14 protein-coding genes and 1 pseudogene are annotated in these 14507 nt (G+C 54.2%); 9 read left to right on the top strand and 6 right to left on the bottom strand.

The features are described 5' to 3' along the window. The first annotated feature begins 110 nt into the window (after positions 1 to 110). The 3 genes from LVJ85_RS07470 to LVJ85_RS07460 all read left to right on the top strand — a co-directional run bounded on the left by LVJ85_RS07470 (position 111) and on the right by LVJ85_RS07460 (position 3560). The gene (locus tag LVJ85_RS07470; RefSeq protein WP_244738434.1) at positions 111 to 479 is read left to right on the top strand and encodes a DUF2069 domain-containing protein; all 369 of its coding nucleotides are present in this window, start codon (positions 111 to 113) and stop codon (positions 477 to 479) included. Then, the gene (locus tag LVJ85_RS07465) at positions 472 to 2295 is read left to right on the top strand and encodes a PglL family O-oligosaccharyltransferase (RefSeq protein ID WP_244738432.1); all 1824 of its coding nucleotides are present in this window, start codon (positions 472 to 474) and stop codon (positions 2293 to 2295) included. The genes LVJ85_RS07470 and LVJ85_RS07465 overlap by 8 nt, the downstream gene beginning before the upstream one ends. Positions 2296 to 2519: 224 nt before the next feature. Further along, positions 2520 to 3560 carry a zinc-dependent alcohol dehydrogenase family protein gene (locus LVJ85_RS07460; protein ID WP_244738430.1) on the top strand — a complete coding sequence of 347 codons (1041 nt, stop codon included), beginning with the start codon at positions 2520 to 2522 and terminating at the stop codon, positions 3558 to 3560. A gap of 219 nt (positions 3561 to 3779) precedes the next feature. On the opposite strand, the gene LVJ85_RS07455 is transcribed toward LVJ85_RS07460, so the two are convergent. Together LVJ85_RS07455 and ybeY are read right to left on the bottom strand one after the other, a co-directional pair. Then, positions 3780 to 4613, bottom strand: coding sequence for an HlyC/CorC family transporter (locus LVJ85_RS07455; RefSeq protein ID WP_085362488.1), 834 nt, complete (start codon positions 4611 to 4613; stop codon positions 3780 to 3782). A 6-nt stretch (positions 4614 to 4619) separates the two neighbouring features. Continuing rightward, on the bottom strand, positions 4620 to 5129 hold the full coding sequence (gene ybeY, locus LVJ85_RS07450) for an rRNA maturation RNase YbeY (protein WP_244738428.1): 510 nt from the start codon (positions 5127 to 5129) through the stop codon (positions 4620 to 4622). Between the two features lie 103 nt (positions 5130 to 5232). On the opposite strand from ybeY, the gene hemC reads away from it, so the two are divergent. The 3 genes from hemC to LVJ85_RS07435 all read left to right on the top strand — a co-directional run bounded on the left by hemC (position 5233) and on the right by LVJ85_RS07435 (position 8140). Next, entirely contained in the window at positions 5233 to 6168 is a 936-nt protein-coding gene (hemC, locus tag LVJ85_RS07445) for a hydroxymethylbilane synthase (protein ID WP_244738422.1), read from the top strand. A 275-nt stretch (positions 6169 to 6443) separates the two neighbouring features. Next, positions 6444 to 7397 (top strand): cation diffusion facilitator family transporter, encoded by a 954-nt coding sequence (locus LVJ85_RS07440; RefSeq protein WP_244738415.1) that lies wholly within the window; start codon positions 6444 to 6446, stop codon positions 7395 to 7397. 95 nt (positions 7398 to 7492) lie between these two features. Continuing rightward, positions 7493 to 8140: an HAD family hydrolase gene (locus LVJ85_RS07435; protein WP_244738413.1), complete on the top strand. Its 648-nt coding sequence runs from the start codon at positions 7493 to 7495 to the stop codon at positions 8138 to 8140. Between the two features lie 68 nt (positions 8141 to 8208). Here LVJ85_RS07435 and LVJ85_RS07430 read toward each other — a convergent pair whose 3' ends face one another. Further along, positions 8209 to 8553 (bottom strand): cupin domain-containing protein, encoded by a 345-nt coding sequence (locus LVJ85_RS07430; protein ID WP_244738411.1) that lies wholly within the window; start codon positions 8551 to 8553, stop codon positions 8209 to 8211. Between the two features lie 239 nt (positions 8554 to 8792). Further along, complete coding sequence (gene ygiD, locus LVJ85_RS07425; protein ID WP_244738409.1) at positions 8793 to 9578, bottom strand: 4,5-DOPA dioxygenase extradiol; 786 nt, start codon at positions 9576 to 9578, stop codon at positions 8793 to 8795. A 24-nt stretch (positions 9579 to 9602) separates the two neighbouring features. Here ygiD and LVJ85_RS07420 point away from each other — a divergent pair. Next, positions 9603 to 9759: pseudogene (locus LVJ85_RS07420) on the top strand (lipoprotein signal peptidase). 70 nt (positions 9760 to 9829) lie between these two features. On the opposite strand, the gene LVJ85_RS07415 reads toward LVJ85_RS07420, so the two are convergent. Next, a complete protein-coding gene (locus tag LVJ85_RS07415) occupies positions 9830 to 10435 on the bottom strand; it encodes a nitroreductase family protein (protein ID WP_244738407.1) in 606 nt (201 codons plus the stop codon). 44 nt (positions 10436 to 10479) lie between these two features. Beyond that, the gene (locus LVJ85_RS07410; RefSeq protein ID WP_244738405.1) at positions 10480 to 10890 is read right to left on the bottom strand and encodes a DoxX family protein; all 411 of its coding nucleotides are present in this window, start codon (positions 10888 to 10890) and stop codon (positions 10480 to 10482) included. Between the two features lie 100 nt (positions 10891 to 10990). Between LVJ85_RS07410 and LVJ85_RS07405 the strand changes: the two genes are divergently transcribed. Continuing rightward, the gene (locus LVJ85_RS07405) at positions 10991 to 11878 is read left to right on the top strand and encodes a LysR family transcriptional regulator (protein ID WP_004286095.1); all 888 of its coding nucleotides are present in this window, start codon (positions 10991 to 10993) and stop codon (positions 11876 to 11878) included. A gap of 134 nt (positions 11879 to 12012) precedes the next feature. Further along, positions 12013 to 14505, top strand: a complete 2493-nt coding sequence (locus tag LVJ85_RS07400; RefSeq protein ID WP_244738403.1) for a type VI secretion system Vgr family protein — start codon at positions 12013 to 12015, stop codon at positions 14503 to 14505. Positions 14506 to 14507 lie beyond the last annotated feature (2 nt).

Here is a 14507-nt window from a genome sequence, read left to right as displayed (position 1 = left end):
AAGGTAAAATGCCCGACGCATTTTTGCGCTGATTTGCAAACTAATTTCTTTAAAGGCCGTCTGAAAACCATATGATTTTTCAGACGGCCTCAAGTCAAACAGATTGAACGATGAATACACTTTCCGATAAAAAACACTGGTCGCACACCGCTGCCGTCATCAGCCTGTGCGGGCTGATTGCCGTCAGCCTTGCTTGGGAGTTGTGGCTTGCGCCTCTGCGCCCGGGCGGTTCGTGGTTGGCTTTGAAAGCCTTGCCTTTGTGTCTGCCGCTGGCGGGCATTTTGAAAGGCAGGGTTTACACTTTCCAATACAGTTGCCTGCTGGTGCTGTTTTATTTTGCCGAAGCGGTGGTGCGGCTGTTTGATGCCGCGCCTGCCAGCCGTGCCTGTTCCGCTGCGGCATTGGTGTGCAGCAGCGTGTTTTTCGTCGCCTGCTTGGTTTTTGTGAAACAGCAGCGGAAGGCGGTGCCACATGTTTAGCCGTTATTCCGACTATTCGGCGACGGTGTGGACGTGGCGTTTGTGGCCGTTGTGGTTGTGCTTCATCTGCATCTGTATTGTGCCTTTCGTGTCGCTGTACCGCGTCGGCCCGTTATCGAGCTTTTATCTGGAAGCGGGTTCGCTCGCCGGTGCGGTGTTATTGTTGCTGCTGACGGCGTTGACAGGCCGTCTGAATGTGCGTTTGCCTGCCGCTTCGGTTTATTTCTTGGTTTTGGCTGCGTTTTGGTGGCTTCAGGCGCGGTTGATGGATTTGACCTATCCGGGCTTGAGCGATATGACGGCCTCGGCATTCGTGATTCTGGCGCTGGCGGCTTGGGCCTGCCGCGGCTGGGTGGCGGAATGGGGGCAGGAACGCGTGGTGTCGGTGTTGGCATGGACGCTGCTTGCCGGTGCGTTGATAGAGGCGGCAGTGGCGTTGATGCAGTTTACCGGCTGGGCTTCGGCGGAAATGTTCCGCGGCATCATTGCCTACCGCGGACTGCGCGAAGTGAGCGGGCAGCTCGGCCAGCGTAATCATCTGGGGCATTATCTGATGTGGGGCACGCTGGCGGCTTCGTATTTGTGGGCGGTGCGCAGGATGCCCGGCTGGCTTGGTTTTCTCATGGTACTGGCACTGACTTCGGTGCTGGGCTTGGTGAACTCGCGCACCATTCTCACTTATGTGATCGGTGTCGGCTTGCTGCTTCCGTTTTGGCGTTGGCGCTCAGGCCGCAGAGCCAACCGTTTGGTGCTGATTATGTTGTTTGCGCTGGTGATGACGGTGGTGGTGCAGTTCGGCATCGGCCATGTGTTGGACATGATTTCGGGTATGCAGTACGACACCGCCGTCGAGCGGGCGAGCGGCTCTACTTTTGACGGTTCGGCACGCGATAAAGAGTGGCGCAAAGCGTGGGCGGTCTTCCTTTCCGCACCGGTTTGGGGCTACGGCTGGGGCAGTTATTCGCTGCAAGGCTTTCTGACGCATATCGAAGAAGGAAGATTCAGCGGCAACATGATGAATGTGTTGTTTACCCATTCGCACAATCTGATTTTGCAGCTGTTGGCGGAAATGGGTATCGTCGGCACGGCGTTGATGGTGCTGGGTTTCTTGGCCGCCATTTGGCGTATGTTCAGACGGCCTCTGCATCACGCTTCGCTGTTGTTATTGGCAATGATGACCGTATCGCTGTGTCACAGTATGCTTGAGTATCCGCTTTGGTATATTTATTTTCTGGTGCCGTTTGCTTTGATGGCCGACCTGTCGCCCGCAGACGAGCGCGATATTTCAGACGGCCTTCAGACTGCGAAACGGCACAACATCGGCGGTGCGGTATTGGCAGTGTGCCTGCTGGCGGGGATTGCCCGTTTGAGTTTCGCCTACACGGATTTGACCGCTTACAACCGCCAGCCGAAAGACGAAACGGTTGAGCAGTCTGCCGAGAAAATCGAAGGACTGCGGCGGATTGCCGACACCGAACCGATGCTGCGTTATTATGCCCAATTGTCGCTGACCCGCCGGGTAAATCCGGCCGCGCCGACCGTCTATCCTTGGGCGGCAGAGGCGGCACGAGAGGCTTTGGTTTACCGGCCTTATTCCAATGCTTATCAGGTCGGGCTGTATCAATACCGCGCAGGGGAAACCCAAAAAGCGGTCGAATGGATGAACAATATGTATCTGTATTACCCGTATATGATGCAGCATTATTTGGACAAAATCCGCAGCAACAAGGAGCTGAAGCCTTTGGAAGCGGGCCTGCTCGAAGCGTGTGCGGCGTTCAACGATCAAAAATTCCCAAAAGCCAAGCCGTGCAAATGATGTGTTTGTTTGGTTGAAGGCCAAGGATTGAAATTAACAGAGGAGCAGGGATGCTCCTCTGGTTGTTTGTATCTTCTCAAATAAAAAAATAAGCCTTTAGCATTTTGTTATAGTATAACATTATGAAATTAAAGATAATTTGACTTCTCTTGCCGTTTTGGCCTATAACTGTCCGACACTACCCGTGTAGTTTCATGTCACATTTTGTTATGAAAGGACGACACATGAAAGGAATGGCTTATTACGGTGCAGGCGATATCCGTTTTGAAGAAAAACCGAAACCTCAAATTATCGACCCGACCGATGCTGTGATTAAAATTGTGAAAACCACTATTTGCGGTACCGACTTAGGCATTTGGAAAGGTAAAAACCCCGAAATCACGCCCGGACGCATTTTGGGTCACGAAGGCATCGGTATTGTGGAAGAAGTCGGCTCGTCTGTGAAAAACGTGAAAAAAGGCGATAAAGTCATTATTTCATGCGTGAGCAAATGCTGTACTTGCGACAACTGTAAAGTGCAGCTGTATTCACACTGCCGCAACGGCGGCTGGATTTTGGGCTACATGATTGACGGCACCCAAGCCGAATATGTGCGCACGCCTTATGCGGATAACAGCCTGATTCCGCTGCCCGATAATGTCAACGAAGAAGTGGCGCTGCTTTTGAGCGACGCTTTACCCACCGCCCACGAAATCGGCGTGCAATACGGCGATGTGCGCCCGGGCGACACCGTATTTATCGCCGGTGCAGGCCCTGTGGGGATGTCGGCTTTGTTGACCGCCCAGCTGTACAGCCCGTCGGTATTGATTGTGTGCGATATGGACGAAAACCGCTTGAAGCTCGCCAAAGAATTGGGCGCAACCCATACCATCAACCCGGCTTCCGGCGATGTGTCTAAGCAAGTGTTTGATATCGTAGGCGAAGACGGTGTGGACGTGGCAATTGAGGCTGTGGGTATTCCGGCGACTTGGGATATGTGCCAAGACATCGTTAAACCCGGTGGCAACGTAGCGGTGGTGGGCGTGTACGGTGTACCCGTTGATTTCAAACTGGAAAAACTGTGGATTAAAAACCTGACCATCACCACCGGTTTGGTCAACACCAACACAACCGAAATGCTGATGAAAGCGATTTCTACCAGCTCTGTGGACTACACCAAAATGCTGACCCACCGCTTTAAGTTCAGCGAATTGGAAAAAGCTTACGACATTTTCAAACATGCTGCCGAAAACGGTGCGATGAAAGTGGTGTTGGAAGCGGATTAATCCGTAACGACTGATTGGAGTAAGCCGATAATATTAAGAGGCCGTCTGAAATTTTCAGACGGCCTCTGTTTGATTCATGCCATAGAAGAAGCGCTTGCTTCATTGCTGTTGCTCACAAGCCATTGCCGCCATGCTTGGAGTAAGCCCGAGCTGGCAGAGACTAAGGCTGCACACAAAACTGCGGACGGCTGCCCGCAGTTTCATGTTTCAAGCCGAAGGTCAGTCTTCTTTGATGCGGATCGCCATCAAGGTATGCAGCCTGCGGTTGTCGGCGCGGGCTACGGTGAATTGCAGCGGGCCGATAACCACTTTTTCGCCGCGCACGGGCAGGTGGCCGATTTCCTGAATCACTAAGCCGCCGATGGTATCGACTTCTTCGTCGCTGTAATCGGTGCCGAAATATTCGTTGATGTCTTCGATTTCGGTGATGGCGTTGATGCGGTAGCGTTCGGCGGATACCGGAAAGATATTGTCGCCGCTTTCGTCTTCGTCGAACTCGTCTTCGATGTCGCCGACGATTTGTTCGATGATGTCTTCAAACGTTACCAGCCCGGAAATGCCGCCGTATTCATCGACCACGATGGCCATGTGGTTGCGCTGTTCGCGAAACTCTTTCAAAAGCGAATTGAGCGATTTGCCTTCAGGCACAAACACGGCGGGGCGCAAGATGGCTTGCAGGTTGAATTGCTCGGGGTTGAGCGCGTATTTGAGCAGGTCTTTGGCGTGGAGGATGCCGAGCACGTTGTCTTTGTCTTCGCCGATAACGGGGAAGCGCGAGCGGGCGGTTTCGATGATGTAGGGGATGATGCGCTCCATGCTTTCGTCGGCTTTGATTACGTCCATCTGGCTGCGGGTAATCATGGCATCGCGCACTTCGAGTTCGGCGAAATCGAGCACTTTTTCCAAGCGCAGCAGGGTTTCGCTGTCGAACACTTCCTGCTCGTGTGCCTGACGCAGCAGGTTGATCACGTCTTCGGCGGAATCGGGAGCGTCGCCCGAAATGCGGGCTACGAGGCGTTCAAAAAAAGAGGGCTTCGACTGGCTGTCGTCCATTTCTGATTAATCCTGTCGGTAAGGGTTGGGGTATCCTAACTGATTCAGCAGGCGGGTTTCAAGTGTTTCCATGATTTCGGCTTCGTCGTCTTCGATGTGGTCGTAGCCCATCAGGTGCAGCGTGCCGTGTATGGTGAGGTGGGCGAAGTGCTGCGCGGGCGTTTTGCTTTGTTCGGCGGCTTCTTTCAGTACCACTTGCGGGCAGATGATTAAATCGCCGTAGAGGCCGTCTGAAAGTTGGTCGGGCATGATTTCGCCTTCGTTGAGGGCGAAACTCAATACGTTGGTGGCGTAGTCTTTGCCGCGGTAATCGGCGTTGTAGGCGCGGGCGGGTTCTTCGTCGAGCAGCACGATGCTGATGTCGGCGCGGCGGTATTCGTTTTTAAGCGCATGCCATGCCCAGCGGTAGAAGTCTTGTTCGGACGGCAGTTCGGAAAGGCTGCTTTGGTTGTCGAAATGCAGGGTGAAGCGTTGTTGTTGCAGGGTGAGGAAAGGGTATTTTTTGGCGCGTTTCATAAATCGTTGCGGGAATGTGGCTCAGGCGGAAATATAGCATAAGGCCGTCTGAAAAACATGATAGACTTGTGCCGTTATTTTGACGTATTGCAAATATATTCTTATGAACCCTAAAAAACTCGTTATCGCCAGCCGCGAAAGCATGTTGGCTATGTGGCAGGCCGAGCATATACAAGGCCGTCTGAAACAGCTTTATCCCGAATGCGAGGTCAGCATTTTGGGCATGACTACGCGCGGCGACCAGATTCTCGACAAAACGCTCTCGAAAATCGGCGGCAAAGGTTTGTTTATCAAAGAGCTGGAGCAGGCTTTGCAAGACGGCCGCGCAGATTTGGCCGTGCACTCGATTAAAGACGTGCCGATGGTGTTGCCCGAAGGTTTTGCGCTGGCCGCCATTTGCGAGCGTGCCAACCCGTTTGACGCATTTGTGTCTAACCGATATGCGCGTTTGGAAGAGATGCCGGAAGGCGCGGTGGTGGGTACGGCGAGCTTGCGCCGCGAAGCGCAGATTCGCGCACGTTATCCGCATTTGACCATCAAACCGTTGCGCGGCAATGTACAAACCCGTTTGGCTAAGCTGGACAACGGCGACTACGATGCCATTATTCTTGCCGCCGCCGGTTTGCAGCGTTTGGGGCTGGACGAGCGCATCCGCATGATTATGTCGCCGTTCGACAGCCTGCCTGCCGCGGGGCAGGGCGCATTGGGTATCGAGATTGCCGCCAACCGCTATGATTTGCTGGAAGTGTTGAACCCGTTGAACCACGCCGTGACCAATGCCTGCGTAACCGCCGAACGTGCGCTTGCCCGCGCGTTGGACGGCAGTTGCCAAGTGCCGTTGGCGGCTTATTGCACCGAAGAAAACGGCCTCCTGACCTTGCGCGGCTTGGTCGGCCATCCCGACGGCTCGGTGGTTTTGCAGGCCGAAGCCGAAGCGCCCGCGGCCTATGCCGACGCGCTGGGCCGCGCCGTTGCCAAAAAGCTGGCGGACGATGGCGCAGTAGAATTGATTCAGGCGATTTTAAGCGAGCAGCAATAAGCGTTTCAGACGGCCTTTCTTAGAGCCTGTTTGTAATCTTCTTGTATAGGCGTTTTTCGAGGTTTCGGCCGACAACATGGCCGCAATGTAGATTTTGAGCAGGCTGAGACCTTTGCAAACCCCCAGATGTGGATGCAGTTCAAGGCGTAGCAGCACAGCGAGTGCAGACATATCAGATAGATAGGCAAACGAGCGAGCAGCGCACAACGCAGAAATGCGCCGCAGATGGGGGTTTGCAAAGGTCTCAGGCTCTTATATTTCCAAAGGAGAAAGCCATGCCGCACGACCATCATTCCCACAGCCACACGGCCAATAAAAAAGTATTGGCGGTAGCATTTGCGGTGATCGCATCTTTCATGGTGGTGGAGGCAGTCGGCGGCTGGCTCACCAACTCGCTGGCGTTGCTGTCGGACGCAGGGCATATGTTCAGCGACGCATTCTCGCTCGGTATCGCCTTGCTGGCGTTCAAATTCAGCGAAAAAGCCACCACGCTCGATAAAACCTTCGGCTACAAGCGGTTTGAAATTTTAACGGCGGCTTTTAACGGCATCACTCTGATCGTGATTGCCGCAATGATTTTTTTAGAAGCCGTCGAACGTTTCCGCCAGCCGCCGGAAATCGCCACCACCGGCATGCTGGTGATCAGTATCATCGGGCTGCTGGTGAACCTTTTCGTGGCGTGGTACATGCTGCGCGGCGGCGACACCGAAGGCAATATCAACATGCGCGGAGCCTATCTGCATGTGTTGAGCGATTTGTTCGGCTCGTTCGGCGCGATAGCCGCCGCCGTGCTGATGATGGCGTTCGGCTGGAAATGGGCCGACCCGTTGGCCAGCGTTTTTGTGGCGGCATTGGTAGGACGGAGCGGCTGGCAGGTATTCCGCAAAACCCTGCACATTTTGATGGAAGGCACGCCCGATAACGTCGATGTCGACGTGCTGCTCGACACCATCAGGCAAACCGAAGGCGTACAGTCGGTGCATGATTTGCATGTGTGGACGATTACCAGCAACATCAACGCCTTATCCTGCCATATCGTTGTCGACGGCGATTTGAGCGTGGTCGAGGCCGAACAAATCGTTTACCGCATCGAGCATGCGTTGGCGCATCAAAATATCCAACACACCACTGTGCAGGTGGAAAGCAGCCGACATCCGCACGAAGACAGCGTATTGTGCTCGATTCATCCGGACGAGCATGAAACGCACGGCCATCATCATGCACATTAAATCTGCTAGAATTCAGGCCGTCTGAAACCTGATTACATCTTTTCAGACGGCCTCAACACATAGAAAACCGTTACCCATCATCATTAAGGACACCCATGACCGAAGCCGTATTGTTCGACTTGGACGGCACCCTCGCCGACACCGCACTCGATTTGGGCGGCGCACTTAACACCTTGCTGCGCCGCCACAATTTACCCGAAAAAAGCATGGCAGAAGTCCGCCCCGTTGCCAGCCACGGCGCAAGCGGCCTGATTTTGATGGGCGCAGGCATCACCAAAGACCATCCCGAACATTCCCGCTGGCGGCAGGAATATCTGGCCGAATACGAACGCTGCTTCGACCATGAAACCGTGTTGTTCGACGATATCGACCGATTGATTGCCGAACTCGACAAACGCGGCATCAAATGGGGCATCATCACCAACAAACCGCACACCTTCACCCACCGTCTCGTGCCGAAACTCGGCTTCAGCATCGCGCCTGCCGTGGTTGTCAGCGGCGATACCTGCGGCGAAGCCAAACCCAGCACCAAGCCCATGTTTTACGCCTGCGAACAAATCGGCGTAAACCCCGAAAATTGTATCTATGTAGGCGATGCCGAGCGCGATATGCAGGCAGGAAAAAATGCCGGCATGAAAACCGTATTGGTAAACTGGGGCTATATCGCCGCCGAAGACAAAACCGAAGAATGGCCGCATGATGCGCGCATTGATACGCCGCTGGATTTGTTGGCGCATCTCTGATGGATGCCGATTCAATTCAGTTTTCTAACAAAAATGCCTGTCTGAAACCCTATCAGACAGGCATTTGTTCAAACCGCTTCAAACCCCGCTTCGGCATACACCACGGAAACCAGCACGCAATCTTCTGCTTCGTTGTTGCGCACTCCGTGTATCAAGCCCGAATCGATCACAATGCTTTCGCCCGCGCCGATTATCCGGCCGCTGTTTTCATCATCCAATAATTCGGCGCGGCCTTGCAGCACCAGCCAAATATCCTGCCCTTGCGGATGGCGGTGTGCAGGCAGTTTGCCGCCGGGCGGAATCTGCCACAGCACCATGTTCATCTGCCGCCCTTGATGCAGCACCGTGCGTACCGGTTCGACGGGGCGGTCAACCAGATAATCGGCAAAACGGATAATGTCGGGGATATTCATAACATGTCCTCCATGTGGGATTTTCAGACGGCCTGAGACTTTTGCAAAACCCCCATCTGCGGGGCATTTCTGCGTTGTGCGCTGCTCGCTCGTTTGCCTATCTATCTGATATGTCTGCACTCGCTGCGCTGCTACGCCTTGAACCGCATCCCATCTAAGGGTTTTGCAAAGGTCTCATCCTATATAACTGAGGCCGTCTGAAAAGTATAAGCCATTGATTCAAAGTATAAGTGAAAAAATTATCCCAGCAACACCGAAGTCATGCTTAACGAACCGCCGACAATCACGTCGTTGAACAGCTTGACTTCATCTTCTTCATCGCGCAACGCCATAATGTAGAGCAGGGGCAGGTAATGTTCGGGCGTGGGTACGGATAAAGCGGCAGCCTCGCCCAAGCGCAGGTAGTGGATCAAGGTTTCGTTGTCCCGATTCAAAATGGCTTGGTTGATGTCGCGGCGGAAGGTTTCCGCCCATTCGTAAGCCGCACCCGCTTGGCGGATATGGGCAAAGCTGATGGTGCGCAGGTTGTGAACGATATTGCCGCTGCCGACAACCAACACGCCTTGTTCGCGCAAGGGCTTGAGCTTTTGCGCCAATGCGAAATGCCATTCGGCGGGTTGATTCCGGTTCAGGCTCAGTTGTACGACGGGAATGTCGGCTTCGGGATAAAGATGCTTGAGTACACCCCATGTGCCGTGGTCGAACCCCCGAAGCATATCGACGGATACCGGTTCGGGTGCGAGCAAACGCTGCACTTCGGCGGCAAGTTCGGGGCTGCCGGAAGCAGGATACTGCACTTGATTCAGCTCTTCGGGAAAGCCGTAAAAATCATAAATCATGGCCGGAGCCGCGCTGCCGGATACTTGCAAAGCATCGCCGTACCAGTGGGCGGAAACCATCAGTATGGCGCGGGGCTTGGGAAACTGCGCCGCAATTTGCTTAAAGCCTTGGGTAAACGGATTATCCGCTTCGATAACGTTCATCGGGCTGCCGTGGCCGAGAAATAGGGCGGGGGTTTTGTTCATGGGGCTATTGAAATGTAACGATGCCTGAGACCTTTGCAAACCCCCCATCTGCGGCGCATTTCTGCGTTGTGCGCTGCTCGCTCGTTTGCCTATCCTATCTGATATGTCTGCACTCGTTGCGCTGCTACGCCTTGAACTGCATCCGCATCTGGAGGTTTTGCAAAGGTCTCTGCCTGCCTGAAACGGTTTAAGGGTTGGCTTTGCCAAAACCTGCGTTATCCGTTTCAGACAGGCATAATCAATCAAACGGCTTACAGGCCGAATACTTTCAGACGGCCTTCCAGCGGCTCGAATGCTTTCTCACCCGCAGGCGCATCAATGCCGCCGAACACCATTTGCGCACGCAATGTCCAGTTGGCGGGAACCGACCATTCTTGGGCAACGGCGTTGTCAATCAGTGGGTTGTAGTGTTGCAGATTGGCACCGATACCGGCTGCGGCGAGCGTAGTCCATACTGCGTATTGGTGCATGGCATCGGCGTGTTCCGCCCAGATAGGGAAATTGTCGGCATAGCTGGGGAAGCGTTCTTGCAAGCCTTTTACGACGTTTTGGTCTTCAAAAAACAGCACCGAACCGGCCGCGGCTTTAAACATATCCAGCTTTTGCTTGGTCGGCTCGAAGTTTTCGGCGGGTACGATGTCGCGCAAGGCATCTTCGGCAAATTGCCACAGCTTTTCGTGTTCCGCGCCGAACAGCACCACCACGCGGGTAGATTGCGAATTGAACGACGAAGGCGTGTGCAGCACGGCATGTTTGACAATCTCGGCCACTTTGGCAGCAGGCAGAGGCAGGTTTTTGTTTAAAGCGTAAACGGAGCGGCGGGTTTCCGCGGCTTGTTGGAGTGCGGTGTAAGTCATGATGGTTTCCTTAAATGATGAAGAAAAAGCGGTTTCAGACGGCATTATAGCTTTTTGCCCAACTTATTATCCAAAGCCCAAGCACCGCCGCCCGCCGCTGCGATATATAGGAAAATAAAGCAGAACAGTGCCGCCGCTTCGCCGCCGTTTAGCAGCGGCAACAAAGGCGCTTTGGCTGCGTGCGACATAAAATAGGCAACCGCCATCTGGCCGGACAACACAAACGCCACCGGACGGGTAAACAAACCCAACAGCAGCAACAGGCCGCCCACAACTTCAAGAACGCCGGTCAAACCGTAAATCGACATTAGCTGCAGGCCGTCGAACATCTCAATATGCGGCAACGCAAACAGCTTCGCCGTGCCGTGCAGCATAAACATATAAGCCGACGTGATGCGCAAAACAGACAATAACATGGGTTGGAAACGGCTCAAATTGGAATGGGTATTCGTCATGATGATTACTCATATAGTGGGAAGATGAGCACAGTATAGATATTTCCCTTTTGTGGATATATACTCTTTTTGTTTAACAATTATTTCCCAATAAGAAATCATGGATACCCTGTTCAGCCTCAAAGTGTTCCGCCAAGTGGTCGAAAACGGCAGCTTCACCCGCGCCGCCGACCATCTCGGCATTTCCAACGCCATGGCCAGCAAACACGTCAGCCATTTAGAAAACACCTTACAAGCCAAACTCTTACACCGCAACAGCCGCAACCTCCATCTCACCGAAACCGGCGAAGAATACTACCGCCAATGCTGCCACGCCCTCGAAACCCTCGAAACCGCCGCCCAAAAAGCCGCAGGCGTTACCGAAAAACCGCAAGGCATCCTGCGCATTACCATGCCGCAATGGTTTGCCAGCCCGCGCGTCAGCCGCTGGATCAGCGAATACAAACAACGCTATCCCGAAGTATCCCTCGACTTGGTACTCAGCAACCGCCACACCGACCTCATCGCCGACGGCTTCGACCTCGCCTTGCGCGTCTCCAACGACCCCGGCCCCTCACTGATTGTCAAACCCTTGGCCGATATTCAGTTTTTCCTCTTAGCCTCACCCGATTACCTGCGTCGCAACGGCGTACCGCAAACCCCCGAAGAAGCCGCGCAACACCCAGCAGTGCTGCCTTCCTACACCGACATGAGCCGCCTCGAAATACAACACAAACACAACGGCCAACGCAGCCTGCTCGAACTCAACGCAGCCATACACAGCGACAGCACACTCATGGTCGGTAGCCTGATCCGTGCCGGCGCCGGCATCGGCTTCCAACCCGAATGGTGCGCTTGCGAAGACCTAACCGCCGGCAGAGTAGTGCGCCTGCTGCCCGATTACCATTTCCTGACGGCAAAACTTTATGCCGCTTATGTGGATCGTGCTTTTTTGAGTGCGAAGGTGAGAAGTTTTATTGATTTTTTGAGTGAGAAGGTTAAGGAGTGATGATTAAGGCCGTCTGAAATTTCAGACGGCCTTTTGTCATACCCATATTGGGCAAAGATGTCCATTCTGCTATATTGCCAAAGCATATATCTTGAATTCCGATACTTTGACACACCGCTTTTGGAACACCTGCGATGACTCAAACCCAATCCTACCACCTCACCTTCTCCCGCTTCAGCCCCTCCCTTTCCGTCGTCTCCTTCACCGCCACCGAAGCATTGAATACAGCCTACCGTCTCGACATCGAACTGACCTGCGCCGATGCCGATTTGCCGCTGTCGTCGTACATCAACCAAGCGGCCAAGTTTACGATAACGCCGGTAAGCTCTGATGCGTTGGGATTGATTGAGGGAATGATCGCGCCCCAAGCGTTGAAGGAATGGAGCGGCATCATCACTTCCTGTGAGAAGCTGTCGGTATCGGCCGACGAGACCCGTTACCGCATGGTATTGGAACCGCGCATTGCCGCATTGAAACACCACCGTACTTCGCGGCTGTTCCAAAACCAAAACGTGCCTGACATCATTGCCGCACTGCTGAAACACCACGGCTTCTCCGGCGTCGATTTCCGTTTCAATACTTCCCGCGAATACGGTGTGCGCGAGTATGTCACCCAGTATCAGGAAAGCGATTTCGCCTTTATCAACCGGCTGTGCGAAGAAGAAGGCATTTGGTACGCCTTCGAGCAGAACGCCCAGTATGGCGATGTGGCGGTATTCGGTGACGATGCCGCCCATTATTTTCGTGACAACCGTCTGCCGTATCCCTACCGCCCCCACGGCGGATTGGAGAGCGCCGGAGCCGAAGCGGTGTTTGCCTTACAGGTAAAACACAATCCCATTCTCGAATCCATCCGCGTCGGCGACTACAACTACCGCGATGCCGATACCGACTTATCGTCCGCAGTAACGGCCAAAGGTACGGAGACCGACGGCAGCGTTTTACTCGGCAGCGACAGCCATTGGGGTTTGCATCACAAGACCCCCGAAGAAGCCCGGCTTCAGACGGCCTTACTGCAACAGCTTAACCACAGCCGCCGTATCGTTGCCTCAGGCAGCGGCAACATCACCGCCCTCAGCCCCGGCCAAGTGTTTCAGACGGCCCCAAGCTTCAGCGAAGCACCCAACGGCTGGTTGGTAGTGTCGCTCACCCACAGCGGCAGCCGCGACCAAGCATACAGCCATACTTTCACCGCCATTCCCGCCGACAGCATCTTCCGTCCCGAACGCATCACCCCGTTGCCCAAGATTCAAGGCAGCCTGCCGGCACGGGTTACCAGCCCCGGCAACTACACCTACGCCTATATCGACAACATGGGCCGTTACCGCGTCAAACTGCCGTTCGACCTCGACGAATGGAGCCCGGGCGGGGAAAGCCGTCCCATCCGCTTAGCCAAACCCTATGCCGGTCCCGACTACGGCCAACACTTCCCGCTGCACGAAGGCACCGAAGTGATGCTGTCGTTTGTGCAGGGCAATCCCGACAGACCCTACATCAGCGGCGTGATGCACGACAGCTCCCACCCCGACCACGTCCCTGCCGATTGGAACACCCGCAACGTCATCCGTACTTGGGCGAATAACAAACTGCGGATGGAAGACAAACAGGGTCAGGAACACATCAAACTGGCGACCGAATACGGCAAAACCCAACTCAACCTCGGCCATATCGTCGACAACCAACGGCAGAAACGCGGCGACAACGGCGAAGGCTTCGAGCTGCGTACCGACAGTTGGGGCGCGTTACGGGCGGGTAAAGGTTTGTTTATCAGTGCCGATGCCCAAAATCAGGCGGCGGGTCAGGTGTTGGATATGGATGCCGCTATTGCCCAACTCGAGCAGGCAATTTCCTTAGCCAAAAGCCTTAACAAAGCCGCCCATACTGCCAAAAACGAAGCCACCGAGGCCGAAGAGCAGGCAGGCCGTCTGAAAGACAGCCTCAAACAGCTGCAACACGCGGGCATCATCCAATCCGCCCCCGACGGCATCGCCACCGCCACCCCGCAAAGCCAACTGCACACTGCCGGAGCACACATCCACCACATCAGCGGCGGCGACACCGACATCAGTGCCGGCAGCAACTTCACCGCCCATGCAGTAGAGAGTGTCAACCTGTTTGCCCAAAGCAAAGGAGCAAAACTCCAAGCCAATCAGGGCAAAGTGGAGATACAGGCGCAGAACGACGAGATGCAGATCAACGCCCTCAAAGACGCCACCATTACCAGCAGCGCCGGCAAAGTGACCGTCGCAGCCAAAGACGAAATCCTGCTCACCAGCGGCGGGGCGTACATCAAGCTTAAAGACGGCAATATCGAGTTGGGCTGTCCGAAGATGGTGTGGGTGAAGTGTGCGGGGTTTCAGGTGATGGGGCCGAGTTCCGCCGGGGTGAACATGCAAGGCATACCCGCCGTTGAGAAGTATGATGAGCAGTTCGTTTTACTTTCTCCTTCAGGTAAACCTAAGAAAAAAGCCCAATATGTAATTATCGATAAAAAGGGCAATGAATTTTTCGGCATTACCGACGAGAAAGGCAGAACTGCCCGAATTCACACGGAAACCCAGGAAGAGCTAGAAATATTTGAAATCTTTGGAACTTATACTGCGGAAGACCATAGCGAACAGGATTAATT

The organism is Neisseria sp. Dent CA1/247 (assembly GCF_022870825.1).
Lineage (GTDB): Bacteria > Pseudomonadota > Gammaproteobacteria > Burkholderiales > Neisseriaceae > Neisseria > Neisseria zoodegmatis.
Note: the sequence above shows the minus strand (reverse complement) of the source record. Positions and strands in the feature narration are given on the sequence as shown.